This window comes from Nitratireductor aestuarii (assembly GCF_014641695.1).
Classification (GTDB): Bacteria; Pseudomonadota; Alphaproteobacteria; order Rhizobiales; family Rhizobiaceae; genus Chelativorans; species Chelativorans aestuarii.
This window is the reverse complement of sequence record NZ_BMIF01000010.1, coordinates 108707-132980: the sequence shown is the minus strand read 5'-3', so window position 1 is coordinate 132980 and position 24274 is coordinate 108707. Positions and strand designations below refer to the sequence as shown.

Below are 24274 nucleotides of genomic sequence, written 5' to 3'. Positions count from 1 at the left end.
AATGGCTACCCGCTTATTCGGCCACCGCTCTCCCCAGCGGCACTCATGGCCGAGTATTCAATGACGATCTGCTTGATGCGCGAGCGCATGATCTGCCCGGTAGCCGCCGTGCGCGGCAGTTCGGGCAGGGCAAACACCCGGCGGGGATGCTTGAAGGACGCGATGCGGCCTTCCAGATGGCTGCGCAGCCGCTCGACGGGCGGGCACTCGCATCCAGCTTCAAGTTCGGTGACAGCACAGACGATTTCACCCCAGACGGGATCGTCCAAACCGACTACGGCAACGCCGCGCAGGCCCGGGAAATCCCGGAGCGCCAGCTCCACCTCCGCCGGCGCAATGGTCTCGCCGCCCGAGCGGATAACTTCGCGCGCCCGGCCAACGATGGTGATGAACCCGTCCCCATCCACCTCCACGAGGTCGCCGGTGCGGTACCAACCGTCCTGCAGCACCTCGGCGGTCTGTTCCGGCAGGTTGTAGTAGCCCTTCATTACGGTGGGGCCGCGCAGCTGCAGCTCGCCGTCCACCACCCGCGACTCGATGCCAGAGCCGGGCAAACCAACGCTGCCGGGACGTCGCGCGATCTCCTCGTCGATCAGCGAACAGGCGCCGCCAAACTCGGTCGAGCCATAGAAGATGCCGCGATAGGCGTTGGGGAAGCGGGCTTTCAGCCGATCCATCAGTTCGATGTCGAACTTCGAGGTGCCGGAACCGATGTGGCGCAGGCGCGAGCCGTCGAACGGGACCTTGCTGGCGAGCACCCGCTCCCAGATCGCCGGAATGGCATAGATGAAGGCCGGATCATGCTTGTTGATCGCGTGGGCGATCTCGTCGCCGCTGGCGTTCGGTATGAAGTGGGCGGCGCGCTTGTAGGCCCAGTTCTCCATCAGGTAGTTCCAGCCCGCCCAATGGAACATCGGGAAGGTGAGAAGCTCGCCGCGACCGCCGCAATTGACGAAGCGCGATGCGCCGATCATCGAGCGCAGCCAGCTTGCCTGATGGGTAATTTCAACGCCCTTCGGCCTTCCGGTGGAGCCGGAGGTGAGGAAGATCGCATGCGTGTCTTCCGGCATGACTGGCGAGGGCAGGGCGGGAATTGCCGGCTGGCCTTCCGCTGCCGAGGGCAGATTGAGCGAGGTGGAGCTACCGCTTGGGCCGATGATCGCGTGGATCGTGCCGTCGCGCACGACGGGTCCGTTTTTGGCGTGGGAAGCGTCCTGAACCACGAGCGTGGGTTGGAGATAGTCGGCGATGTCGCGCACTTCCGCCACCCGGAAGGCTGGATTGACGGGCGCAAAAATCGCGCCGAGGTACTGCGTGGCGAAATAGAGGGCGATGTGCTCCAGCTCGAAATCGGCCTGCAGCATCACCCGGTCGCCCTTGCTGACGCCGAGACTTGCGAGCAAGTTGATATAACGTCCGGTGTGCGCGTGAACTTCGGCAAAGGTCTGCCGCTCGTCGCGCAGCGTCGCCGCCGTCGCGTTCGGCACCGTATGGGCTGCAACCGAAAGGATCGAATGGATGGTCTGGACCATGGCCAGATTGTCTCTTGGTTCTTACGGGTTGACGGTTTCGGTTTCGCTTGCGACGTCTTTCAGCTCGCCAAGGCCATAGACCTTGCCAAGAGACTCCATCATGTATTCGGCACCCTGTCCCGGTGGCACGAACCATCCGGTCGGGCACATGGTCAGGATCTCCATCAGCGCCAGGCCATGGCCGTGCATCGGGCGCAAAAACGCCTTGCGGATGAGCTTGCGGGTGGCGTTGATCGATGCCGCGTTATGGACCGAACCGCGCGCCACATAGGCGGTGCCGTCCATGTTCGCGAGAATCTCTGCCACCTTGATCGGGTTGCCGTGATAGGCGGCATCGCGGCCTTCGATCGTGTTCTTGGTACGTTGCCCGACTACGGAGGCTGCCGTCATCTGGCCGCCCGTGTCTCCGAACACGCCGTTGTTCAGCATGAAGCAGGTGATGTTCTCGCCACGCGCGGCCGTGTGCATGATTTCAGCAAGTCCTTCGGAGGCCATGTCGCCGTCACCCTGCAGGGTCCAGATCGCCACGTCGGGGCGCATGCGCTTCATGCCCGTTGCCACGGCCGGACCGCGACCGTGCAGACACAGCGTGGAGTCCACGTCCATCTGCATGATGAAGGAGCCGTAGCAGCCGTGGCCCAGGATGCAGACATTGTTCTGCGTCAGGTTGAGCTCCTGGATCACCTCGAGGATGAGGCGGATCGCAACCGGCTCACCGCAGCCGGGGCACAGATGATGGTTCTCTGACAGCAGCAGCGACGGCTTGAAATCCGCTACCTTGGCTGCCGCACGTTCTGGTGGCCGGGATGTGTCGATCACATTCATAGGTAAGCTCCCATGCCAGAGATTGGCAGCTGTCTGATCGGCTCGCCATTGAGCTGGGCCAGAATGCGCTCGCGGATGATACGGGCATCCATCATGGGGCCGATGTTGAGACCAGAGTCATCGAAGCTTACGCCGCCGATGGACTTGATGCGATGCCGTCCTTCGACCGAGAGCATCACGTCCTGGATCATCTGACCGGCATTGAGCTCGAAGACGAAGATGTTCCTGGCGTTGCGCGTCGCAGCTTCCAGCGCCGGGCCGGGGAAGGGCCAGAGCGTGATCGGCCGGAAGTAGCCGACCTTGTAACCTTCCTCACGCAGCTCGCGCACGACATACTCGACGTACTTGCCGCCGCTGCCGAAGGCGACGACGACTGTCTCTGCATCCTCGCAGAAGCCCTGCTCGTGGCGCATCTCCTGGCGGGCAATATGCTCGAACTTTTCCGCGATCTGGCGCCAGTAGCCGTCCGGTCCGAGGCCCGGATTGCCGGCCTTGCCACCGCCGAAGGTCCAGATCCAGCGGGATTTACCGGTACCGCCCATCTTTCCATCGAGCGCCCAGTCCTTGGGCGGCAGGGGATCAAGCTCCGGAACCGGAAGCGATGTACCCATCTGGGTCCGGGCGATGAGATTGTCGCCCATGAAGATGACCGGCACGCGATACTTGTCGGCAATATGGAAGGCGAGGTGGGTGTGCTCCACCGCCTCATGCAGGTCTTTCGGCGCGAGTGTCACGGTGTGGTAGTCGCCCCAGCCACCGCCGCGTGTCGCCTGAAAATAGTCCTGCTGGTTGCGCGCCATGTTGAAGACAACGAGCGGCGTCTCGTTGAGCGCTGCCTCGGCAATCGCTTCCTGCTTGAGCGCCAGACCCTGACCGCAGGAGCCGGTGGCAGCGCGGGCACCCACCTGAGCGGCACCCAGAGCCATGTTCACGGCCTCGATCTCGGTATCGGCATTGATGCAGACACCGCCCGCTGTTGGCAGCTTCGCGGCGAAATATTCAAGAAGTTCGGTCGCAGGTGCGATCGGATAGCCGGCATAGAACTTCATGCCCGCCATGATGGCGGCTTCAGCGATCGCTTCGGAGCCGTCCAGAAGACGCATCTTGCTCATTGCTGGGCCTCCCCGGCGGACAGCTCATCGACGATGGGTTCGTCGTAACGGTAGATCTGGAAAACGAAGTCAGGGCAGACCAGCAGGCAGGCCGTGCAGCCCGTGCAGCCGGGCGCCAGCTCCGGATAGGGGTAGCCGTGCGCATTGACGCCTGCGGACATGGAAAGCACCTGCGGCGGGCAGGCAGGGATACAGAGCTCGCAACCCTTGCAGCGGTCGGCGGCGATCACGACGGTGCCGCGCGTCACCTTGCGGCGTGCTGCCGGGTTGGACGTATGCGTATTCACCTCGCTCATGCGGCAAGCTCCGCCAGATAGGGAGCCGGATGCACGCGCGAGCCATAGTGTTCGCGGGCGCAGTTCACGCCAAGCTGGATAGCCGTCTGGTTGGTTGGTGCATGCTGGCGGCGATAGGGCGGAAGCTGTTCGATCATCGCTTCGGCCAGCGCCTCAGGGGAAACCGCGCCGGTAAGTTCGGAGAATGCGCCCATCATCGCCATGGAGGCGGCGAGGCGGTTGCCTGCCTGAACACCGAGAGAGATGGCGGGCACGGAGACGATGCGGTGGCCTCCATCATTGGGCAGTTCCGCTGCAATGGTCTCTTCGGCAAGGATCAAACTGCCGGACTTCAGGCGCGTGCTGACCTTCTCCCAGTAGGAGTGGGAAAGTGCGATCGCCATCTCGGCTTCGGGAAGGTTGGGCAGGGCACGCACGGGTTCAAGGCCGATCACCACCGCCACGACAGAGCTGCCGCCGCGCATGTGGCCACCATATTCACCTGCGAGCATCACGTGACGGCCTTCCGTCAGGGCCGCAAGCGCGATCGTCTTGCCGATCAGCTGCACGCCCTGTCCTCCAATGCCGGACACAAACAGTTTGAGCTCCAAACTCTCTTCCTCCCAACTGTTTTTTTGAAAACCTAACCCGCTTCGAGACACCCTTCAACTGATTTTTTCATTGTTGATATGAAATTTCTAGTTGAAGAGGAAAAAATCCTGTGCTGGACTTTATGGAAATGATTGAAGCGCCCTGCGCGATAGCGCTGCGGCGAATGTTACGGAGCCTGAAATGACCTATGTCGTGACGGATGCCTGCATCCGCTGCAAGTTCACCGATTGCGTGTCCGTCTGCCCTGTTGACTGCTTCTATGAAGGCGAGAACATGCTCGTTATCCACCCGGACGAGTGCATCGACTGCGGCGTCTGCGAGCCCGAATGTCCCGCCGATGCGATCCGCGCCGACACCGAACCGGGCATGGAAAACTGGCTGGAGTTGAACAGGAAATTTTCAGGCCTTTGGCCCAACATCAGCGAGGCGATAGCGCCGCCGGAAGACGCGCAGAGTTTCGTCGGCGTCGAGGGTAAGTTCGAGGCCTATTTCTCGGAGGCGCCGGCCAAGGAGTCTGCCGCCTGAGCCTTGCCAGACGGGTTGGTCTCCTTTGCTTGCGCGGGCTCGCTAATGAGCCCACCGAGCAGAACCTTCGTCATCTCAGCGGCAATTCGCTCGGGCGCGCCAAGCTCCGGCCGGTACCATTCGCGCGTCCAGATGACGCTCCCCAGCACCACCTGCGTGGCGACCGAAGCGCTGATGCCCGGTGCCAGTTCGCCACGTTGTGCTGCTTCGCCAATCAGATCGCGCCAGATATCGAGAAACTCGCGCAGCAGCGCAAAGTGGCCCATGCGAGCCTCCTGCGGCAGCTGGTTGACGATGTTGCCGTGAGCGATGATGTCGACGCGCTTCTCGGACGCCACATGCATGTAGGAGCGGATTGCGGCGGCGATCTTCTCGCGGCTGGTGGCATCGGACCCTAGTTCTGCAAGCGTTTTACGCAGGTGATCCATGAAGGCCTGGGTCGTCCGGTTCACGATCGCCTCGGCAATCGCATCCTTGGACGGGAAGTGGTAGCGTAGCGCCGTGACATGCGTGCCGATCTTGTCGGAAATGTCGGACAGCTTGGTGAGATTATAGCCCTTTTCCGCAAAGATGCTGCCAGCGGCGGCCAGGATCGCGCTCTGCACGCCTTCGGTCTTGCGGCTGATCTTGCGGTTGGATGCAAGCGGCGAGGTGCGGTTGACGCGCGTCTCCAGGGGCTCCACAGAACTTGCTGCTGCGCTGGTGCTTTTCGCTTTCTTTGCCATCCGTCCTCACGAACTGCCTGAAAATTACTGATAGTTTGATCCAGGCCATTTGCAGGCTGTCTCGCCATAGTCTAATGCACCCGAAATGGAAAGAACATCATTTGTCAGAAAAATTTCACTTGCAACATGAAATAATTGTCCCTTATCACCTAAGTCGATTGGAGAAAGTGTGATGACACAAGGTTCAGCGCCGTCCTGGAACTTTTCCTTCGCTGGCAAGCGTGTGCTTCTGGCTGGTGGCAGCCGCGGGCTTGGCAAGGCTGCAGCGGAGGCTTTTGCTGCCGCTGGTGCGCGGGTGGCGCTGGGTGCACGGACGGCAAATGTGCTTGCGGATGTGGCGAAGAACCTTGCGGGCGAGGGGCATTTTTACCGCGCTGCGGATTTCTCGTCTCCCGACGCCTGCCGCGAATGGGCGAGGGAAGCCCAGGCGGCGCTCGGCGGCGTCGACCTGCTCGTTGTGACGATCACCAACGGTTCGTCGAAGAGCACGCAGGCGGATTATGAGGGCTGCTTCCAGCTCGACGTGCTGGCGCCGATGATGCTTCTGGATGCCTGCCGCGATGCTCTCATTGAAACGCGCGGAGCTGCAATCTTCTGCTCTTCCCGCCTCGCGTGGGAACACTGGCCAAACAATGCCGCCTATGGCGCTGCCAAGAAGGCGCTGGAATATGCGCTACGCTGTGCGGCGGCTGACCTCGCGAAGACTGGCGTGCGCGTCAACGCGATCGCGCCGGGCTCGACCATGACCGAAGGGGGCTTCTGGGATCGCGAACAGACAGTCAACCCGGCCCGCTTCGCCAGCGTAACGGCAAACCAGCCCGCCGGCCGTCTTGGAGCGCCTGAGGATATCATCCCGGCGATGCTGTTCCTGGGATCAGACGCCGCCCGGTGGATCACCGGCCACACGCTGCTGGTCGACGGCGGGCAGACGCTCGCGCACTTCATACAATCCTGAGATGGACTTTTCAGATGGCTGCTGATGCTCAGAAAGTGACGGAAGTAATCCACTGGGACGAGAACCTGTTCTCGTTCCGCGTGACCCGTCCGACGACCCTGCGTTTCCGTTCCGGCGAGTTCGTGATGATCGGATTGCCGGACGAGAACGGCAAGCCGCTCCTGCGTGCCTATTCGATCGCGGCACCGAGCTGGGCAGACGAGCTGGAATTCTACTCGATCAAGGTTGCGAACGGCCCGCTCACCTCCCGCCTGCAGCATATCAAGGCGGGCGACGAGATTATCCTGCGCCCCAAGCCCGTCGGCACGCTGGTGCACGACGCGCTGCTGCCCGGCAAGCGGCTGTGGCTGCTGGCCACCGGAACGGGTTTTGCGCCCTTCGCCTCGATCCTGCGCGACCTTGAGACTTACGAGCGCTTCGAGGAAGTGATCGTGATGCACACCTGCCGCAAGACATCCGAGCTTGCCTATGGCGCGGAGATCATCGAAAGCCTCAATGAGGAACCGCTGAACGAGATCGCCCAGGGCCGCGTGCATTACTACCCGACCACGACACGCGAAGAATCGAAGTACATGGGCCGCATCACCGACAACATCAGCTCGGGCAAGGTTTATGCCGATCTCGGCATCGCGCCGATCGACCCGGCGTCGGACCGGGCGATGGTCTGCGGCTCCTACGCCTTCAACATCGACGTGAAGAGGCTTCTGGAGAGTCTCGGGCTGCGCGAGGGGGCCAATTCCGAGCCGCGCGAATTCGTGGTCGAAAAGGCCTTTGTGGGCGAGGGGCTCTGAGGCCCCATTCCCCGTCTTCATAAAAGATGGGGAAAATTGCCGGTCCCTGACCTGAACATAACGATTTTGCAACGATTGATGGTGGGACACCACTAGTCAGGAATGGAAATTTGTCGCTAGTACCTCGGGATTTTTAACTTGAGGGGCTACAAATGGGATACTTCCCGAACTGGCGTCTGACCGACAACGAGATGGTCCTGCCTGACGAGCGCCTGCCCATGCGGGCGGCCGTGCCGATGGGCGTCCAGCACCTGCTGGCCATGTCCGGTTCCACCATCGTGGCGCCGCTGATCATGGGCTTCGACCCGAACGTCGCGGTGTTCTTTTCCGGCATCGCAACACTCCTGTTCTTCGTGATCACGGCCGGACGCGTACCGAGCTATCTGGGCTCGTCCTTTGCGTTCATCGCGGCTGTGATGGCTGTCACCGCCTATGCCGGCAGCGGGCCGAACCCGAACATCGGCCTGGCGCTCGGCGGCATCATTGCAGCCGGTGCTGTCTACGCGCTGATCGGCGTGGTCGTGATGATGATCGGCACGGCCTGGGTGGAACGCCTGATGCCGCCCGCCGTAACGGGTGCGATCGGCGTCGCCATCGGCCTCAACCTTGCCCCTGTTGCCGTCAATGGCCTCAAGGGCTCCGCCTCGCATGTCAGCATTGCGCTCGCGACCGTTCTGTTCATGGGTCTGATCTCTGCCTATGGTCCGCGCGCCTCGCGCCGCGTTGCGGTGCTGCTGGCGATCCTGATCGGCTACGGCCTCGTTCTGCTCCTGGGCAACGGCATGGGCCTCGTGCCGGGCATCGACTTCGCGACCGTTGCGGCAGCCCCATGGTTCGGCCTGCCCAAGTTCGTGAAGCCCGAGTTCAGCTGGCCCGCGATCACCATGATCGCCCCGATCGCCATCGTTCTGGTGGCCGAGAACCTCGGACACATCAAGGCGCTGGGCGCAATCACCGGCCAGAGTTTTGACCGTTACATCGGCCGCGGCTTCATCGGCGACGGCCTTGCCACCATGCTTGCTGGCTCCGGCGGCGGCACGGGCGTGACCACCTATGCCGAGAACATCGGCGTGATGGCCATGACCAAGGTCTATTCCACGCTCGTCTTCGTCATCGCCGCCGTCATCGCGATCCTGCTCGGCCTTTCGCCAAAGTTCGGCGCGCTGCTGCAGACCATTCCGCCATCCGTTCTGGCCGGCCTGTCGCTTGCCGTCTTCGGCCTCATCGCCTCGGCCATGGCGCGCATCTGGGTCGTCAACAATGTCGACTTCTCCGACCCGCGCAACCTCTTCACGGTTGGCGTGGCGCTGATCTTCGGCGCAGGCGACTTCACGATCAACATCGGCAACTTCGCCCTTGGCGGCATCGCGACGTCCACCTTCGCGGCCCTGGTGCTCTACCAGATCCTGGGCATCGGACGCCCGGCGCCAAAGTCGGCGTAAAACCAGAGTAGGAAACGGGCGGCGTCCGGTTATCCGGGCGAGCCCATTTCGATCCCGTCATGGTAAGCATCCTGAGCTTGTCGAAGGGCGAACCACGAGGCGGTGAGAAATGCAGCTGAACCTGGACCCTCGTGCTTCGACAAGCTCAGCATGAGGGTGTAGAGCTGGCTGACTTGCCCAATGAAGTGAGAACGAACATGACTGCAGGAAACCTCATCACCCGTACGGTCACCGAAAGCGGCATCGCCGTGCTGACGTTCAACGATCCGGACCGGCGCAACGCGCTGTCTCCGGCGCTGCGCGAAGTGTTCCTGCAGGCGCTGCGTGATGAAGCGAAGTCCGGCGAAAGCCGCGCCGTGGTGCTGACGGGCGCGGGTGCGGCCTTCTGCGCGGGCGGCGACATTTCCGCCATGGGCATCGACCCGAAACTCTCGTCCGAGCGCATGAAGCTGCTGCACGACATCGCGCGCGAACTTGCCCGCTTCCCGAAGCCTACGGTCGCCGCCGTCAACGGCCATGCGTTCGGCGCGGGCTGGTCGATCTCGCTTCTGTGCGACTACATCCTGACCGCACCGCAGGCAAAGCACGGCGCGACCTTCGGCAAGCTGGGGCTCGTGCCGGACACGGCGTTCCTCTGGGCCGCCTCCCGCCGCGTCCCGACGGCGAAGGCGATGCAGCTGTTCCTCTCAGCGGGCATCCTGAATGCTGACGAGGTGCTGGCAATGGGTTTGACCGACGAGCTTTCCGACAACGTACTGGAAGCGGCAATCGCGAAGGCCGAGAGCTTCTGCGCAGTCGCGCCGCTCGCCGTAGCCGCCGCCAAGGCCTCGCTGGTCGACGCCCCGGACGGGCTAGAATGGTATCTGACGCGCGAATTCGACGATCAGGCCCGCATGTACCACTCCGCCGACCACCGCGAAGCCGTTGCCGCGTTCAAGGAGAAGCGGGCTCCGGTGTTCAGGGGGGAGTGAGGGGGCGTAAATGCGGGAGGTCTCTTGTCGGGAGTTACAAGGTTGCTGGCTCCCGGATCGCCGAATTGTTATCAGTTGCTTACGCGCGGCTCAAGAAGAAGCCCTGCGTATGAGTCATTGCAACGGCCAATACTTAGAAGTGCCGTATCATGTATGCTAGACTAGCCAAGTTACACGAAGTTCATCTCGTCTTCAGCAATCTTTCGGAATCCTTCCGCTCCGAACTCGCCGAGGCAAGCATTTCAATAGAAGAGGCACAACGGAAGCTGGAAGATTGCGTCAAGTCCGGCATGGCCCTTTCGCTGCTGAGAGGCGACGAGCTACTTGCTCTGCTGGGCTATGAGATCGACGACGGCATCGCGTATACGTCCATGCCATCGACGCCCGCGTTTTTCCGGCCGGATACGGTACGGTTCGGGAAGCGGATCATGGCCGAGCTTCAGACGGCGGCTTGGGAATATCCCGGTCATGTCGTGCAGCTATTCTTTCGACGGGAAAGTCCGGCGGTGGTTCGAGTTGATGGGGTTCCAGCTGATCCCGGAGGAGGGATTGCCGCGTATGTTTCTGCTCAGCCCGCAAGGCACCGGACGGCCCTGATGAGCCGCTCTTTCATTCAATGGGTTTGTGCCGGGGGAGTAGTTTGATTCAGCACTTCTGGACGAATATGTCGCTGTAGCGCTCGTCGTACTGGATCTCGCGAGCTCTCTTCTCAATTGCTTCGTAGTTGTTGCGAATGTACCGGATGTATGAGCCAAGCCTGTCATCCAGGATCGATTCATCCCATGCATAGAGGGTGATCAGCAGCATGATATCGTACAGACACATGTTGTAGACGTTATGCTCCAGCCACTGCGCTCGATATTGCGGGTCAGCCATCGGAGCACGGAGCGGGGTTGATATATTCCACTCCTCAATGATGGAAACTGGGGTGCGGTTGACTTCCAGATCGCCTGCGTTGAGGATGGCCTGCAGCAGCTCCTGCTGGATGATATTATGAGCCAGCATCTTATCGGCTTCCGAAGAGGTGCCGGCGAAGCCGTTGATGGCTGAATAAACCTTTCTATCCTTGCCCGGCGGCGCCAATTGGACAACGAGCCCCGGCGAATACGTTTGGAAGTAGAGACTATGGTCCTGCGGGAATGTCATGCCATGCCTGGCGGTGATATAGGTTAGGTCATCAATTGTGGAGCGGATGACGCTGTCCTCACCCTTATGATGGAATACATAGAAGAACGTTGTCTCCGGGCAATTGGAAACGTCTGTCCGGTATATCAGGTTCGACTGCATCCATGTCTCATTACGGACCATGCCGAAGAAGGTGGCGAATCCGCTTTCCGCAACCGGGTCGCTCATCCCATAGATGCAAACATCGTACCTGCTGGCGAAGCGACCCAACAGGAAATTATCGTCGGTAGACCCCATTGCGAGGGCTTCGCGAAAAAAGCCTTCGAATTTCCGACCTGGATACGAATCGCGCAACGCGTGGTGAAGTGCGGCCGCAAGAGCGGCCACACCGAATAAGATGACTGTGCTAACAGCAAAGTATCTGAAAACGCCGCGCGACCGCGGCTTGCCAGCAGGAGTCTGCATCAATTTGTTCAGACGAAGTTCGTCGGCTTGCCACGGCTGTGCGATCGCGAGCGATCGCCGTATGGATCGTGGCAGGAGCCACAACCATAGGATGCCCCAGCTGGTCCAATGCTACTCGTATTGACTGCGATATGCTGAGCTGCGTCGCGAACGCGGTCAAACAAATCCTTGTTGGCCGCGTCCTTCGTTCCGTCGCGGTTGACCTTATCCGCCCGGTTTACGCCATACGAATTTGAACCACCCCGAGAGTTGTTGCCTCCGCCAATATACATATGAATATCCCTTTACTAAAAATCAAATAGAAAACTTAAGCTAGTTCACAGTGCTTTCTTTGCGGTAGATTTGTCAACTAATTAGCAAAAACAATAACCAGTAATTGTGAATATGTAATTTATACTTAATAAATTTTCGTTGACGAGATATTGTTTAATATGATATTGTTGCGCTGTGAATTGTAGTGCGATGATGCGTAATTCATAGTTTAACGGATGAATAAAAGCCCGGAGCATCGCCCCGGGCTCAATTCATTCAGCACTGAACGTCTCAGCCTAAACCTACATCCCGGCCTTAGCCTGCTTGATCATGTTCCTTGCGATCACCAGCTGCTGGATCTGCGTCGTGCCTTCGTAGATGCGGAAGAGGCGGACGTCGCGGTAGAAGCGCTCGACGGCATATTCCTGCATGTAGCCGGCGCCGCCGTGGATCTGCACGCCACGGTCGGCAACGCGGCCAACCATTTCGGAAGCGAACATCTTGGCACACGCTGCTTCCTGCGAGACGTTCTGGCCGGCGTCACGGCGCCGCGCCGTCTCTTCAACCATGCAGCGGGCGGCATAGGCTTCCGCCTGGCTGTCGGCCAGCATGGCCTGCACCAGCTGCTGCTCGGCGATCGGCTTGCCGAACTGCTTGCGGTCGATCGCATAGGTCAGCGCTTCGTGGATGATGCGCTCGGCCGAGCCCACGCAGATGGCCGAGATGTGCAGGCGGCCACGGTCGAGAATCTTCATGGCCGTCTTGAAACCCTGACCCTCGACGCCGCCGATGATCTGGTCCTTGTGGACGCGCACGTCGTCAAAGATCACGTCGCAGGTGTAGGAACCCTTCTGGCCCATCTTCTTGTCGATCGCGCCGAGCGAGAGGCCCGGGGTGCCGGCTTCCACGAGGAAGGCGGAGACGCCGGCAGCGTTCGTGCTTGAAAGATCCGTGCGAGCAAAGACCGTGAAGAGGCCGGCGCGTGGTCCGTTGGTGATGAAGCGCTTTGTGCCGCGGATCACGTAGTAGTCGCCGTCCTTGCGGGCGGTGGTTTTCAGCGAGCCCGCGTCGGAACCGGCTTCCGGCTCGGTCAGCGCGAAGGAGGCGATGAGTTCGCCGGTGGCGAGGCGGGGCAGGTACTTCTGCTTCTGCTCTTCCGTGCCGTCGATGATGATGCCCTGGCTGCCGATTCCGTTGTTGGTGCCGATCAGCGAACGGAAGGCAGCCGACGTGTAGCCAAGCTCGAAGGCGATCTGCACTTCCTCGGACATGTTGAGGCCGATGCCGCCGTATTCCTCGGGGATGGTCAGGCCGAACAGGCCAAGGTCACGCATCTCCTGGACAACTTCGTCCGGGATCGCATCCTCTTCGGCAACCTGTGCTTCCATAGGGACGAGGCGCTCGCGCACATAGCGGCGGATCATGTCACGGAGCTGGTCAAGGGTTTCGGGATCAAGTGCCATGGTTTGTCTCGGATCTTTTCTCAGCGGTTCAGTTCGCCCATTCGCGCAGCTTGGCGCTCGGGGCATCGGCCAGCTTTGCGGCCGTGAGTTTTTCAAGCGAAGCAACGACGTTGGCGAAGCCTACGGCGCGGCCATATTGCACCAGCCCGCCGCGATAACGCGGGAACCCGTAGCCGTGCACCTTCACGAGGTCGATGTCGGCATCGCGCAGCGCAATGCCTTCCTCGACAATCTTCGCGGCCTCGTTGATCATCGGATAGATGATCGCCTCGACGATCTCGTCAGCCGTCCAGTCGCGCGCCTCGACACCGGAAGCTGCGCGCGCTTCCTCGATGGCGCTTGCAACAGCAGCCGGGATCTCGTTTGAACGTCCGGCGTCGGTGTAATCGTACCAGCCGCCCTTCGTCTTCTGGCCGAGGCGTCCGGCGGCAACGACGAGGTCACCCACGGGCGCAAACGGCGTTTCGCCACGGGCACGCGCTGCCTGACGCTGGAAGGCCGCGATGTCGAGGCCTGCCAGATCCTGCACCTCGAACGGCCCCATGGCGAGACCGAAGCCGCGCAATGCACTGTCGACCTCAGCCGGCGTGCAGCCAGCGAGCAGCAGCTTTTCAGCCTGGGCGCGCGTCACCTTCAGGATGCGGTTGCCAATAAAACCATCGCAGATGCCGGCGCGGACGGGCATCTTGCCGGCCTTCTTTGCCAGCTCGAAGCCGGTCGCCAGAACGTCGATCGCAGTCTGCGACGTCGGCACGATCTCAAGCAGCTTCATGATGTTGGCCGGGCTGAAGAAGTGCAGCCCGATGAAGCGTTCCGGATGAGGCAAGCCTTCGTAGATCAGTTCCGGGTTCAGGTAGGAGGTGTTGGTGGCGAGGATCGCCTTGTCCGAACACACCTTGGCGAGCTCGGCGAAGACCGCGCGCTTGACGTCCAGATCCTCGAACACGGCCTCGATGACGAGGTCGCAGTCGGCGAGGTCCGCATAGTTGGCGGAAGCCGAGAAGCCGGCGAGGCGGGCGTCATGCTGCTCCTGCGTCAGACGACCCTTGGCGAGCGAACCCTTGTAGATCTTCTCGACATTGGCGCGGCCACGGGCAACCGCCTCGTCGTCGCGCTCGACCATGTGGACGGGCAGGCCCGCGTCACGCATGGCGGCTGCAATGCCTGCACCCATGGTGCCACCGCCGACAACGCCGATCTTCGTGAGACTCCGGGGCTCAACGCCCTTGATTTCGGCCGGACGGGCAGCAGCGCGCTCGGCGAAGAAGATATGGCGCAGTGCCGCCGACTGCGGCGAGACGCGCAGCCGCAGGAACGCCTCACGCTCGAAGGCAAGCGCATCGGCAAAGGTCGCGGTGACGGCCTTGCGGATGGAGGCAAGCGCATCCACAGGGCCGGTGTTGCCCTTGGCGGCCTTCTTCACCTTCACTTCCGTCTCGGCCCAATAGCCGTCAGCCGGAGCCTCGATGCCGCGTTCGCAGAGGCGCTGCGGCAGGTCGCGGGTCAGCGCATCCTCAAGGAATTTCTTTGCCTCTTCAACCAGATCGCCTTCAACAACGGCATCGACGAGGCCGAGCTGCAGGGCCTTCGGGGCCTTCACCGGCTTGGCGGAAGTGATGAGGTCAACGGCAGCCTCGACGCCGATCAGGCGGGGCGTGCGCACCGTACCGCCGGAACCCGGAATGATGCCAAGGTTGGTTTCGGGCAGGCCAAGCGACGCGCCCTTGTCAGCGACGCGGAAACGGCAGCCGAGCGCGATTTCCAGACCGCCGCCCAGCGCGTTGCCGTGAATGGCGGCAACCCAAGGCTTCGAGCTGTTCTCGATGGCCGCGATGACATCAGGCAGATGCGGCTCGATTGCCGGCTTGTCGAACTCGGTGACGTCCGCACCGGCGATGAAGGTCTTGCCAGCGCAGGCAAGAACCACGCCTTTCACGTCCGGGTTGTTCTCAAGCGCCGTCGCGGCATCGAGCAGGCCCTTGCGCACCGCCGCAGAAATCGCATTGACGGGCGGATTGTCGATCGTGACGTGGCCGATGGAGCCGATGATTTCAACGGTAACAGGCATATACTCTTCCCAAATGTCTGTAGCCTAGCCGAGCGCGACAAGCGCTTGGTTCGCGCCTCGTGGCGCATATGGATGTGCGCGAAAAAGCCCGTGCACTGTGAGCGCACGGGCGTCAAACCTTATTTCTTGCGCAGCAGGACCGACGCCGCTTCACCCTCAAGGTTGAATTCCCTTGCGATCGCCTCGCTGTCCTCGGCGAAGGAAGGGGGAGCCTTGCGGTAGCTTGCCGGCGTGCGTTCCAGCTTGATGGGGCTTGCGGTGCCGCGATAGGTCTCGCCGATGTCGACGATCATGCCGCGTGCCTGGGTATGCGGATCCTCAACGACCTGATCGAGTGTGCGCACCGGCGCGCAGGGCACGCCTGAGGTGATCAGCGTCTCGGCGATATCGGCGGCAACGTGCCTGGAAAGTGCTGCTTCCAGAACCTCGCGCAGGTAAGGGCGGTTTGTCTTGCGGTCGGCATTGGTGGCGAAGCGCGGCTCGTCTGCCTGTTCCGGAATGCCCAGTACTTCGCAAAGCTTGCGGAACTGGCCGTTGTTGCCCACGGCGAGGAAGATATCCGCGTCCTTGCAGGCATAGGTGTCGTAGGGCGTGATGTTCGGATGCGCGTTGCCCGCGAGCTTCGGCAGGCCGCCGCCCAGATAATAGTTGGGCAGGTGCGGATGCATCAGCGAGATGCCGCAGTCGTAAAGTGCTGCTTCAACGAACTGGCCGAGACCGGACTTCTCCCGCTCCTGCAGCGCCAGAAGGCAGCCGAGGGCCGCGTTGAGGCCCGTGACGATATCAACGACCGGAATGCCGACGCGCAGCGGCTGGCCGCCTGCCTCGCCGTTGACCGACATGATGCCGCAGAGCGCCTGGATTGCAGCGTCATAGCCCGGGCGGCCGCCATAGGGGCCATCCTCACCGAAGCCGGAGACGCGCACATGCACGAGACGCGGGAAGCGCTCGCGCAGCTCGTCGCGGCCGATGCCCCACTTCTCAAGCGTGCCGGTCTTGAAATTTTCGATGAAGACGTCGGCGCCTTCAAGCAGCTGCAAAAGGAAAGCGCGCCCCGATTCCTGACTGAAATCGAGCGCGATGCCTTCCTTGTTGCGGTTGAGGCCGATGAAATAGCTTGCTGCGTCACCCTGAAAGGGCGGGCCCCAAAGTCGGGTCTCATCGCCCTGCGGTGGTTCGATCTTGATTACCCTTGCGCCGTGGTCGGCCAGGATCTGCCCGCAATAAGGGCCACCCAGCACGCGACTGGCGTCAATGACAATCAAACCATCCAATGCACTCATGCACTCAGTCTTTCCGGTAAATGACGCACGCCACCATTGAAATTCACCAGGGGATGGATCGCCTCAGCCGACGAGGAATGACGAATATGGCCGACGATGAACTGGTGGGTGCCAACTGTGGTCGAGCTTATAATGTCGCATTCCAGCGTTGCCAATGCTCCATCGAGCACGGGAAGGCCGTTCTTGCCCTCAAGCCAGGTTCCATTGGAGAAGCGGGCCGGACCCTGCGGCGCGCTGCACATGGTCTGGACGACGTCTTCCTGACCCGTGCCCAGCACATTGGCGGCAAACTTGTTCTCGGCGAGTATCGTTGGCAGGGCGGAGACAGTGCGATTGGCGAAGAAGCCGACCAACGGAGGCTCGGCCGAAATGGAGACGAGGCTGGACACGATGAAGGCTGCGCGGCCGTCGCCCTGACCGGTGGTGATGGCGGCGATGCCGGCGGGCAGCGCCCGCATGGCGGCCTTGAAAACGTCAGGGGTGATCGAGGGCTGCGGCTCGGCGAAGGTGATGTGCGCGCGGACCATGTTCGAGTCGTCGACCCAGCCAGCCTTGGTGGCATAGGCGATCATCTTGTCGAAGTTCTCTTCCCATTCCGCTTCACCGGCGTGGGGCGAGAGGAAACGGAGAACCGATGGAGAAAGGCGGACGTGGCCTTCACCCTCGCGCTTGCCGATCCGGCTGATGGCACGTTCGATCTGGTCCGGCGCCTGCGGATCGATGAGAACATCAAGGCCGCGGAAATTGGCCGGTTCAAGAAGCGTTACAACGCCTGCATTCGTCAGATAAACGCGCATTTTTCAGGACCTCAAGCTGCGGAGCCCAGTCAACATTGGCGACATGACCGACCCGACTTTAGGGGGGGGGGAGTGCCGGGCCGGTCACGTTAGGCCATTGCGAACAACGACCAAAGGAACCCGTGCGCGGCAGCCCGCGCACGGAGGAAGTAACGTTAGGCCGCAGCCTTTTCAGAAGACGTTCCGAGCGCCTTGTTGACGGCGGGGATGATCTTGTCGCCCCAGAGCTCGATCTGCTTCAGCATGGTCTTCTGGTCGAAGTCGCCGAGCTGCGTGTTAACAGCGATGTGCTTCGGCTTCAGGACTTCGATCTCAGCCAGCAGCTTGTCGATGACCTGGTTGACGGAACCGACCGGCAGGTTGTTGCGCAGCTCCTCGATGGTCGGATCGTTCTCGGTCGGAACTTCCTTGACCAGGTATCCGTCGTCGGTCTCGGCGCGGCGGTACTTCAGCGACTCGGAAATGCGGCGCTGGAAGCGGGCGTTATCGAGGTAGGAGTCGATTTCAGCCTGGTTGTCCGAAGCGTAGGCGCAACGCAGGAAGCCGAACTTGACATCCTTGTCGAGGTCCTTGCCTTCACCTTCGGCAACGGCGACCATCTTGTCGCGCTGACGCTGGACGGCGTCCATGCCGCCGAGGAGGGCGGTGGTGAAGAGGGCATAGTCTTCGCGAACGGCGCGGCCGAGCGTTACCGGGTTGCCCGAGGTGACCCAGATCGGAGGCATCGGGTCCTGCACGCAGCGAACGGCGATCGAGGTCGGCGGGATGTCAAGGAACTTGCCGTGGTACTCGAACGTCTTCTCTTTCAGACCCATCGGGATCACGTCGAGGAACTCGTTGTAGATCTTGCCGGAGTCGGCCAGATTGGTGCCGAAGCGCTGGAATTCGAAGTCCTGGTAGCCCGAGCCGACGCCAAGCTCGAGACGACCGTTGGAAACGACGTCAGCGAAGCCTACTTCTGCGAGGAAGCGCAGCGGCTGGTAGAGCGGCAGGATGCAGACGGCGGTACCGAGGCGGATGCGGCTGGTCTTGCCGGCAGCATGCGCAACCATCATCAGTGGGGAAGGGGAGAGTGAGTAGTTGTTGAAGTGGTGCTCGGCGTACCAGGCAGCGTTAAATCCAGCCTGCTCAGCCTGGACGGTCTGCTCGATCGAATTGGTAATAACCTGTTGAGAAGACTGGTGGTATCCACGCTGCTGCGCAAGGATAAATACGCCAAATTCCATTTCGCTACTCCCGAAGGCACGATCAAATTGTCTGGGAGCATTTAAATTCCATACGTAAAAGTTTGGAATTGTGTTAAACAGAGTATCTGTCCTGCGATTTAGGAGGGTAATGATGGACCGCCTACGTGCCATGGAGTTGTTCCTGTCGGTCTCCAGAACCGGCAGCTTTACTGCCACGGCCAAGCAATTTGGCGTCTCGCCCACCTCCGCTTCGCGCGTAATCGCCGATTTCGAAGACTATCTGAAGGTGAAGCTGCTGGTACGCTCCACCCGGCAGGTGATCCTGACGGAAGCGGGACAGGAATATGCGCGTCAGATCGAGAGTATCCTCTGGTCCATCAATGAGGCGGAAAGTTCGATCACCGCGATTTCGTCCGTGCCGCAAGGCATATTGCGCGTTCATTCGCGTACGATGTTCGGACTTGGCGTGCTGACGCCGCTCATCCCCGACTTCCGCAAGGAATTTCCCGAGATCACGGTCGAGCTTACACTATCCGAAACCCTCGTGGACCTGCGCCGGCAGAATATCGACATCGACTTCCGCATCGCACCGCCGGAAGAGGCGGGCCTGAAGCGTCGCCGCCTCTTCGTATCAGAGCGCTATCTGGTTGCGTCACCGGAGCTGATCGCCTCCATGCCGCCGATCAAGTCGCCGGACGACATCAACCGCTGGCCGACGCTCGCCTATATGCTTCCGGGCGGCAGCTACGTCTGGCGCTTCAAGAAGGACGAGAAGCTGCAGGAGCTCGAGATCCATCCGCGCCATATCGCCAACAACGGCATTGCGCTGCTTGAATGGGCGCGGCGGGGAGAGGGGATCGCGCTGCTCGACGACTATACGCTGGCGCAGGATCTCGAAGACGGAACGCTGGTTCGGCTCCTGCCGGACTACCACGTGACGAACACGACCTTCGAAGAGGGTATCTATACGACCATTATCGACACGCCGCTGGTGCCCACCAAGATCCGTGTCTTCCTCGATTTCGTCACCGCGCTGGTTGGCGGTGGTGAGCGGCGGTTCACTTTCCGCGAACCGGCCGTCATCAAGGAGAAGTCTAACGCCCGAAATAAGGCGTCGGAAGACCGCGATAACCCGCACCCGTGATGCGCAGCACCGCGCCATCCATGGGCCCCTCGGCCTTCAGGCGGCCACTGTCGGAAATGGACGTGACGTAGAGTTCATCGAGCGCGGGACCACCGAAGCAGAGCGACGCGGGATGGGCGAGCGGCAGGTCGATGCGCTGACTGACCGATCCGTCAGGCGCAAAGCGAATGATCGCGGCGGCATGGACGAGAGCGGTCCAGAGACCACCCTCGCTGTCGAAACAGCAGCCGTCCGGCGCCGAGCCGAGCGAGTCGGTGCTGGCGAAGAGCTTTTCGTCCGAGAGGCTGCCATCTTCATTGATGGCGTAGCTGTAGATCTGTCGCGGGGTGCTGTCGCAGACGTAGAAACGGCCATCTAGCGGGCTCACCTTCGGTCCGTTGGTAACGCCGAAGGCGCGGCCGATGCGCGTGAGTCTGCCATCAGCGGAGAGACGGTAAAGCCCGCCAAGTGGCTCCTCGCCGAGCTCGCGGAAGACATGCATGGTGCCGACGACGAAACTTCCGTCCGGCATTACTGCCCCGTCGTTCAGCCGCATGTTTGGATGGCTCTCTTCGATCTGTGCGAGAATCTCTTCCTTGCCCTCGCGGAGCCGGACGATGGTTTCCTTGCGGCTGACGATCAAGCTTCCGTCGGCGCAAAGTGCAAAGGAACCGGTCGGCGGCTCGATTTTCGCCTCCAACGAAGCGTTCCAATCGCGATCCATGGAATAGATGCGGCCCTGCCGGCAGTCCATCAGCCACAGCTTCTGGTTAGCCTCTTCCCAGACGGGGCATTCGCCCAGATCGAGCTTCAGGTCGCCACAGCGTGCGATGCTAAGGGACATTGTCATCCGTCCTTTTTTCATTAATGAGTACAGCGAGGCTGGTACAGAATATAACAATACGATCGAGGAATGGGTTGAGTCCGCGCAGCACCGACACGGTAAACCGCATCTTGTCAGAGGCAGCGGAGCTGTTCATGACCAAGGGGTATGAGGCGACTTCCATGCGCGACATCGCGCTGAAGTGCGGCATCTCCAAGTCGCTGCTTTATCACCATTTCACCGACAAATACCAGATCTTCACGCGGGCGACCTCGACGACCAGCGCCGGTCTGAACGAAACCGTCACGCAAGCGATCGCCGACATTTCCTGCCCCAAGGAAAAGCTGCGCGTCTTCATGCTGGCGACGGCGGGCTACTTCGAGAACAACCGGCTTTCCTGGATTTCCGCCTCGCAGGAGTTCTGGAATTCGAACGAGCCCAAGATGTCGATGCAGGTAAAGCTGCGCCGCGACGCCTTCGAAAAAATGCTGCGCGCCATCCTCGACGAGGGCGTGCAGAAAGGCGTTTTCCAGATCGAGGATACGCGGCTCGCCGGGCGTCTGATCCTGTCATCGCTCAACTGGATGCATCGCTGGTATAAGCCTGGCGGCAAGCGTACGGCTCCGCAGATTGCGGAAGCCTATTTCGATATGATTGCCGGCGGCATTGTGCGGTCAGGCAACGACCGGGAAGACGACAAGTCCGGTCAGTTTGCGGTCAGTACCGACCGAATCGTGCGCTTTGCCGAACGATAATCGGCCAGCTTTACACCGCCTGTTGCGGTGCACAATAAATAACTCGTGGTCGTGCTGCAACTGCGTAGAGCCGAGTTTCCCTCATAATATCAAAGCGATGACGAATAGCTGAAGAACATTACTGCAGAAATTGCAGGAAAGTTTTTCATCGGAATCGTTTCTCGCGAACTTGTTGCACACCCTCCCTCTTTGGTACTCAGCTGCCTGACCGACCGGTCAGTCAGTCGGCGTGTTCAAAGGGGAGCCAAGATGTCCGAACAGTATGTTCGCCTGGAAGTGTCCAACTATGTAGCGCTGGTCACGATGGACCGCCGCCCGGTCAATGCCCTGAGCCGCGAGATGCGCCGCCAGATCATTGCCACCTTCGACGAAATTTCGCAGCGTGAAGATATCCGCTGCGCAGTGCTGACCGGCATCGACAAGGTTTTCTGCGCGGGCGCCGACCTCAAGGACCGCCCTGACGCCAGCAAGCCGGGCGATTTCCTCGAGCACAACCGTGTGACGCGAGAGACGACCAACTCCATCCGTGAGTGCGCCAAGCCCGTGATCGCCGCCATCAACGGCGTTGCGCTGGGTGCGGGCTTCGGTCTCGCTGCCGCCTGTGACATCCTCTACGCATCGGAAGACGCTTCGGTCGGCATGCCCGAGATCAATGTCGGTCTCGCTGGAGGCGCATCGATGCTGAAGACGCTGTTCGGCCGCTCCACACTCCGCCGCATGTTCTTCACCGGCCAGCGCCTTTCGGCCCACGATCTGCTGCGCCGTGCCGTCATCGAGGATGTTCTTCCCGCTGACCAGCTGCTGCCTGTCACGATGGAACTGGCCGCGGAAATCGCTTCCAAGGCGCCGCTCGCCATCAGCTATGCCAAGCGTGCTGCCAACATGGTCGACGTCATGCCCCAGCGCGAGGCCTACCGCCACGAGCAGGAATTCACCATGGCGCTCGCCAAAACCGAAGATGCTAAGGAAGCCCGCATGGCTTTCCTCGAAAAGCGCAAGCCTGTTTTCAAAGGCCGTTGATACATGACTGACATGACTGTTCTGCCCGGCGCGGGCATGGACGCCTTCTTCAAGGCGGACGGAATTGCAATCATCGGTGCCTCGGACGATTCATCGAAGATCGGTGGCCGTCCGGTCTATCTGCTGCAGAAGTATGGCTACAAGGGAGCGATCTACCCGATCAACCCGCGCGGCGGCGAGATCCAGGGTCTGACGGCCTACAAGTCCGTGCTGGACCTGCCGAAGGCGCCCGATCTCGCGCTGATCGTTGTTCCGGCTGAAGCTGCCGTTGCTGCGCTGAAGGAATGCGCCGAGAAAGGCGTGAAGGCCGCCGCTGTTCTCTCCGCTGGCTTCACCGAAGCCGGCCCGGAAGGAGCCGCGCTGCAGGACCAGATGGTCGAGATCGCGCGGGCAGGCAACATCCGAATGCTCGGGCCGAACTGCCTTGGTTCCTTCTCCGTTGCCGAGGCTGTGATCGGTTCCTTTTCGATCGTGCTCGAAGATAACATGCCGCTCGCAGGCAACGTCTCCATCATATCGCAGTCTGGTAACATCGGCTCCTATGTGGTGCAGAACGTCTCCCGCCGCGGCCTTGGCGTTGCGCGCTTCATGGCGACTGGCAACGAGGCTGACGTTGACGTTGCCGACGGCATCGCCGCTTACGCGGATGATGCCGAGACAGGCCTGATCCTGACGATCATGGAAACCTGCCGCAACGGCGAGCGCCTGACCTACGCGCTGGAAAAGGCCCGCAAGGCTGGCAAGCCCGTCGTCGTTCTCAAGATCGGCTCCACCGAGTCCGGCCAGAAGGCAGCTGCTTCCCACACCGGCGCGCTCGCTGGCTCTGACGCCGTGATTGACGCCGTGCTGCGCCGCTACGGTGCGCTGCGCGTCCATTCCGTCGAAGAGATGCTGGACGTTGGCCATGCCGCTTCAATGCTGCTGCCGAACCGCCTGCCCAAGGGCAAGCGCGTAACGGTTGTCGCGGCCTCCGGCGGCTTCGGCATCATGATGGCCGATGCCTCCACGCAGGCTGGCCTGACGCTGCCGGACCTTTCCGAAAACACCAAGCGCCGCATCCAGGAAGCCGTCCCGATCGCCGGCACCAACAACCCGGTCGATGCTTCTGCACAGATGTCGTCCCGCCCGGACATTCTGACCAAGATGCTTTCCGCGCTGATGGAAGAGGAGAACACCGACGCGGTGGAACTCTTCCTGTCGCTCTCGCTCTACAACAAGCGCCTGCGTGGCGTGTACATGGAAGGCCTGCGCGAAGTTCGCAAAGCCTATCCGGACCGTCTGCTGGTCGTGACCTCCGCCGGTCCCGCCGACGCGGTTGCCGAGATCAACGCCATGGGCATCCCAGTCTTCCCGTCGATCGACGCGGCAGCGAAGGGTCTGGCGGGTCTCGCGCGGCTTGGTGAGCTGCAGACGCTTGCCGAGCCAACCCGCTTCGACGGCAAGGTGGAAAAGCTCGATGCGAGCGCATTCCGCAACGAATACGCAAGCAAGAAGGCGCTTGCCGCCTCTGGCGTTTCGATCCTGCCGGAGCAGATCGTTACCTCCGCCGATGAGGCCGCCCGCTATGCCGCCGAGTTCGGCTTTCCGGTCGTGCTGAAGATCGTGTCTGAAGACATCCAGCACAAGACGGAAGCCGGCGGCGTGGTGCTCAACCTCACCAACGAGGCCGATGTCCGCGCAGCCTATGAGCGTATCCTCGTCAACGCCCGCGCCTACAAGGCCGATGCCCGCATCGACGGCGTTCTGGTCACCCCGATGGCGAAGGGCGGCACAGAGCTCATCATGGGCATTTCGCGTGACAGCGTCTTTGGTCCGGTCGTCATGGTCGGCATGGGCGGCATCTACGCCGAGGTGCTGAAGGATACGGCAATCCAGCAGGCTCCGGTCACGGAAGAGGAAGCTCTCCAGATGATCCGCGGCCTCAAGATGTTCCCCGTCATGGACGGCGCGCGCGGCCAGGCCAGGGCTGACGTGAAGGCGGCTGCAGCAACGCTTGCCGCGCTTTCGCGCTTCGCCTGCCGTCACGCTGACGACGTAGCTGAAATCGACATGAACCCGGTTCTTGTCCGGCCGGAAGGTGAAGGTGTCGTCGCTCTCGACGCGCTCATCATCCCGGTCGGCCAGGCCTCCGTTTCCCACTGAGGGACC

Annotated in this window: 23 protein-coding genes; 10 read left to right on the top strand and 13 right to left on the bottom strand. The window is 61.3% G+C overall.

The window, feature by feature from the left end:
• Positions 1 to 5 precede the first annotated feature (5 nt).
• From IEX27_RS15950 to IEX27_RS15930, 5 genes are read right to left on the bottom strand one after another with little or no spacing between them, the layout of a single operon-like run.
• Entirely contained in the window at positions 6 to 1532 is a 1527-nt protein-coding gene (locus IEX27_RS15950; protein WP_188722077.1) for a class I adenylate-forming enzyme family protein, read from the bottom strand.
• Positions 1533 to 1553: 21 nt separating this feature from the next.
• Positions 1554 to 2357, bottom strand: coding sequence for a thiamine pyrophosphate-dependent enzyme (locus IEX27_RS15945; RefSeq protein WP_188722076.1), 804 nt, complete (start codon positions 2355 to 2357; stop codon positions 1554 to 1556).
• Entirely contained in the window at positions 2354 to 3469 is a 1116-nt protein-coding gene (locus tag IEX27_RS15940; protein WP_188722075.1) for a hypothetical protein, read from the bottom strand. The genes IEX27_RS15945 and IEX27_RS15940 overlap by 4 nt, the downstream gene beginning before the upstream one ends.
• Entirely contained in the window at positions 3466 to 3765 is a 300-nt protein-coding gene (locus IEX27_RS15935) for a 4Fe-4S dicluster domain-containing protein (protein ID WP_188722074.1), read from the bottom strand. The genes IEX27_RS15940 and IEX27_RS15935 overlap by 4 nt, the downstream gene beginning before the upstream one ends.
• Positions 3762 to 4355 (bottom strand): 2-oxoacid:ferredoxin oxidoreductase subunit gamma family protein, encoded by a 594-nt coding sequence (locus tag IEX27_RS15930; protein ID WP_188722073.1) that lies wholly within the window; start codon positions 4353 to 4355, stop codon positions 3762 to 3764. Before IEX27_RS15930 ends, IEX27_RS15935 begins: the two co-directional genes overlap by 4 nt.
• 181 nt (positions 4356 to 4536) lie before the next feature.
• On the opposite strand from IEX27_RS15930, the gene fdxA reads away from it, so the two are divergent.
• Positions 4537 to 4881, top strand: a complete 345-nt coding sequence (gene fdxA, locus IEX27_RS15925) for a ferredoxin FdxA (RefSeq protein WP_188722072.1) — start codon at positions 4537 to 4539, stop codon at positions 4879 to 4881.
• Here fdxA and IEX27_RS15920 read toward each other — a convergent pair.
• Positions 4842 to 5606, bottom strand: a complete 765-nt coding sequence (locus IEX27_RS15920; RefSeq protein WP_188722071.1) for a TetR/AcrR family transcriptional regulator — start codon at positions 5604 to 5606, stop codon at positions 4842 to 4844. The two genes, fdxA and IEX27_RS15920, sit on opposite strands and share 40 nt — an antisense overlap.
• Before the next feature lie 172 nt (positions 5607 to 5778).
• Here IEX27_RS15920 and IEX27_RS15915 point away from each other — a divergent pair, with 172 nt between their 5' ends.
• The 5 genes from IEX27_RS15915 to IEX27_RS15895 all read left to right on the top strand — a co-directional run bounded on the left by IEX27_RS15915 (position 5779) and on the right by IEX27_RS15895 (position 10409).
• A complete protein-coding gene (locus IEX27_RS15915; RefSeq protein WP_188722070.1) occupies positions 5779 to 6561 on the top strand; it encodes an SDR family NAD(P)-dependent oxidoreductase in 783 nt (260 codons plus the stop codon).
• Positions 6562 to 6575: 14 nt separating this feature from the next.
• Positions 6576 to 7352, top strand: coding sequence for a ferredoxin--NADP reductase (locus IEX27_RS15910; protein WP_188722069.1), 777 nt, complete (start codon positions 6576 to 6578; stop codon positions 7350 to 7352).
• Positions 7353 to 7504: 152 nt separating this feature from the next.
• Positions 7505 to 8794 carry a solute carrier family 23 protein gene (locus IEX27_RS15905; protein ID WP_188722068.1) on the top strand — a complete coding sequence of 430 codons (1290 nt, stop codon included), beginning with the start codon at positions 7505 to 7507 and terminating at the stop codon, positions 8792 to 8794.
• Between the two features lie 197 nt (positions 8795 to 8991).
• A complete protein-coding gene (locus IEX27_RS15900) occupies positions 8992 to 9765 on the top strand; it encodes an enoyl-CoA hydratase/isomerase family protein (protein WP_188722067.1) in 774 nt (257 codons plus the stop codon).
• 149 nt (positions 9766 to 9914) lie between these two features.
• Positions 9915 to 10409 carry a hypothetical protein gene (locus tag IEX27_RS15895; protein WP_188722066.1) on the top strand — a complete coding sequence of 165 codons (495 nt, stop codon included), beginning with the start codon at positions 9915 to 9917 and terminating at the stop codon, positions 10407 to 10409.
• Position 10410: 1 nt separating this feature from the next.
• Here IEX27_RS15895 and IEX27_RS15890 read toward each other — a convergent pair whose 3' ends face one another.
• From IEX27_RS15890 to IEX27_RS15865, 6 genes are all read right to left on the bottom strand, one after another.
• Positions 10411 to 11355 (bottom strand): hypothetical protein, encoded by a 945-nt coding sequence (locus tag IEX27_RS15890; protein ID WP_188722065.1) that lies wholly within the window; start codon positions 11353 to 11355, stop codon positions 10411 to 10413.
• A gap of 554 nt (positions 11356 to 11909) precedes the next feature.
• Positions 11910 to 13070, bottom strand: coding sequence for an acyl-CoA dehydrogenase family protein (locus tag IEX27_RS15885; protein WP_188722064.1), 1161 nt, complete (start codon positions 13068 to 13070; stop codon positions 11910 to 11912).
• 28 nt (positions 13071 to 13098) lie between these two features.
• Entirely contained in the window at positions 13099 to 15138 is a 2040-nt protein-coding gene (locus IEX27_RS15880) for a 3-hydroxyacyl-CoA dehydrogenase NAD-binding domain-containing protein (RefSeq protein ID WP_188722063.1), read from the bottom strand.
• Positions 15139 to 15257: 119 nt separating this feature from the next.
• Positions 15258 to 16421, bottom strand: coding sequence for a CaiB/BaiF CoA transferase family protein (locus IEX27_RS15875; protein WP_188722062.1), 1164 nt, complete (start codon positions 16419 to 16421; stop codon positions 15258 to 15260).
• Positions 16418 to 17218: a flavin reductase family protein gene (locus IEX27_RS15870; protein ID WP_188722061.1), complete on the bottom strand. Its 801-nt coding sequence runs from the start codon at positions 17216 to 17218 to the stop codon at positions 16418 to 16420. The genes IEX27_RS15875 and IEX27_RS15870 overlap by 4 nt, the downstream gene beginning before the upstream one ends.
• 155 nt (positions 17219 to 17373) lie before the next feature.
• The gene (locus IEX27_RS15865) at positions 17374 to 18444 is read right to left on the bottom strand and encodes an LLM class flavin-dependent oxidoreductase (RefSeq protein WP_188722060.1); all 1071 of its coding nucleotides are present in this window, start codon (positions 18442 to 18444) and stop codon (positions 17374 to 17376) included.
• Positions 18445 to 18556: 112 nt separating this feature from the next.
• On the opposite strand from IEX27_RS15865, the gene IEX27_RS15860 reads away from it, so the two are divergent.
• Positions 18557 to 19549: a LysR family transcriptional regulator gene (locus tag IEX27_RS15860; protein ID WP_188722059.1), complete on the top strand. Its 993-nt coding sequence runs from the start codon at positions 18557 to 18559 to the stop codon at positions 19547 to 19549.
• On the opposite strand, the gene IEX27_RS15855 is transcribed toward IEX27_RS15860, so the two are convergent.
• Positions 19500 to 20372 carry an SMP-30/gluconolactonase/LRE family protein gene (locus IEX27_RS15855; protein WP_188722058.1) on the bottom strand — a complete coding sequence of 291 codons (873 nt, stop codon included), beginning with the start codon at positions 20370 to 20372 and terminating at the stop codon, positions 19500 to 19502. The two genes, IEX27_RS15860 and IEX27_RS15855, sit on opposite strands and share 50 nt — an antisense overlap.
• 23 nt (positions 20373 to 20395) lie before the next feature.
• On the opposite strand from IEX27_RS15855, the gene IEX27_RS15850 reads away from it, so the two are divergent.
• The 3 genes from IEX27_RS15850 (at position 20396) to IEX27_RS15840 (ending at position 24268) form a co-directional block, all read left to right on the top strand.
• Complete coding sequence (locus tag IEX27_RS15850; protein ID WP_280516495.1) at positions 20396 to 21106, top strand: TetR/AcrR family transcriptional regulator; 711 nt, start codon at positions 20396 to 20398, stop codon at positions 21104 to 21106.
• Positions 21107 to 21355: 249 nt separating this feature from the next.
• A complete protein-coding gene (locus IEX27_RS15845) occupies positions 21356 to 22126 on the top strand; it encodes an enoyl-CoA hydratase/isomerase family protein (protein ID WP_188722057.1) in 771 nt (256 codons plus the stop codon).
• A gap of 3 nt (positions 22127 to 22129) precedes the next feature.
• Positions 22130 to 24268, top strand: a complete 2139-nt coding sequence (locus IEX27_RS15840) for an acetate--CoA ligase family protein (RefSeq protein WP_188722056.1) — start codon at positions 22130 to 22132, stop codon at positions 24266 to 24268.
• The last annotated feature ends 6 nt before the right edge of the window (positions 24269 to 24274 follow it).

Excerpts from the sequence above, each read along its gene's own strand:
- IEX27_RS15885 (WP_188722064.1), bottom strand. The coding sequence starts at position 13,070 with ATGGCACTTGATCCCGAAACCCTTGACCAGCTCCGTGACATGATCCGC.
- fdxA (WP_188722072.1), top strand. The coding sequence starts at position 4,537 with ATGACCTATGTCGTGACGGATGCCTGCATCCGCTGCAAGTTCACCGAT.
- IEX27_RS15845 (WP_188722057.1), top strand. The coding sequence starts at position 21,356 with ATGTCCGAACAGTATGTTCGCCTGGAAGTGTCCAACTATGTAGCGCTG.
- IEX27_RS15840 (WP_188722056.1), top strand. The coding sequence starts at position 22,130 with ATGACTGACATGACTGTTCTGCCCGGCGCGGGCATGGACGCCTTCTTC.
- IEX27_RS15920 (WP_188722071.1), bottom strand. The coding sequence starts at position 5,606 with ATGGCAAAGAAAGCGAAAAGCACCAGCGCAGCAGCAAGTTCTGTGGAG.
- IEX27_RS15870 (WP_188722061.1), bottom strand. The coding sequence starts at position 17,218 with ATGCGCGTTTATCTGACGAATGCAGGCGTTGTAACGCTTCTTGAACCG.
- IEX27_RS15890 (WP_188722065.1), bottom strand. The coding sequence starts at position 11,355 with ATGCAGACTCCTGCTGGCAAGCCGCGGTCGCGCGGCGTTTTCAGATAC.
- IEX27_RS15950 (WP_188722077.1), bottom strand. The coding sequence starts at position 1,532 with ATGGTCCAGACCATCCATTCGATCCTTTCGGTTGCAGCCCATACGGTG.
- IEX27_RS15875 (WP_188722062.1), bottom strand. The coding sequence starts at position 16,421 with ATGAGTGCATTGGATGGTTTGATTGTCATTGACGCCAGTCGCGTGCTG.
- IEX27_RS15880 (WP_188722063.1), bottom strand. The coding sequence starts at position 15,138 with ATGCCTGTTACCGTTGAAATCATCGGCTCCATCGGCCACGTCACGATC.
- IEX27_RS15945 (WP_188722076.1), bottom strand. The coding sequence starts at position 2,357 with ATGAATGTGATCGACACATCCCGGCCACCAGAACGTGCGGCAGCCAAG.
- IEX27_RS15895 (WP_188722066.1), top strand. The coding sequence starts at position 9,915 with ATGTATGCTAGACTAGCCAAGTTACACGAAGTTCATCTCGTCTTCAGC.
- IEX27_RS15865 (WP_188722060.1), bottom strand. The coding sequence starts at position 18,444 with ATGGAATTTGGCGTATTTATCCTTGCGCAGCAGCGTGGATACCACCAG.
- IEX27_RS15860 (WP_188722059.1), top strand. The coding sequence starts at position 18,557 with ATGGACCGCCTACGTGCCATGGAGTTGTTCCTGTCGGTCTCCAGAACC.
- IEX27_RS15910 (WP_188722069.1), top strand. The coding sequence starts at position 6,576 with ATGGCTGCTGATGCTCAGAAAGTGACGGAAGTAATCCACTGGGACGAG.
- IEX27_RS15900 (WP_188722067.1), top strand. The coding sequence starts at position 8,992 with ATGACTGCAGGAAACCTCATCACCCGTACGGTCACCGAAAGCGGCATC.
- IEX27_RS15905 (WP_188722068.1), top strand. The coding sequence starts at position 7,505 with ATGGGATACTTCCCGAACTGGCGTCTGACCGACAACGAGATGGTCCTG.
- IEX27_RS15915 (WP_188722070.1), top strand. The coding sequence starts at position 5,779 with ATGACACAAGGTTCAGCGCCGTCCTGGAACTTTTCCTTCGCTGGCAAG.
- IEX27_RS15855 (WP_188722058.1), bottom strand. The coding sequence starts at position 20,372 with ATGTCCCTTAGCATCGCACGCTGTGGCGACCTGAAGCTCGATCTGGGC.
- IEX27_RS15850 (WP_280516495.1), top strand. The coding sequence starts at position 20,396 with ATGAGTACAGCGAGGCTGGTACAGAATATAACAATACGATCGAGGAAT.
- IEX27_RS15940 (WP_188722075.1), bottom strand. The coding sequence starts at position 3,469 with ATGAGCAAGATGCGTCTTCTGGACGGCTCCGAAGCGATCGCTGAAGCC.
- IEX27_RS15935 (WP_188722074.1), bottom strand. The coding sequence starts at position 3,765 with ATGAGCGAGGTGAATACGCATACGTCCAACCCGGCAGCACGCCGCAAG.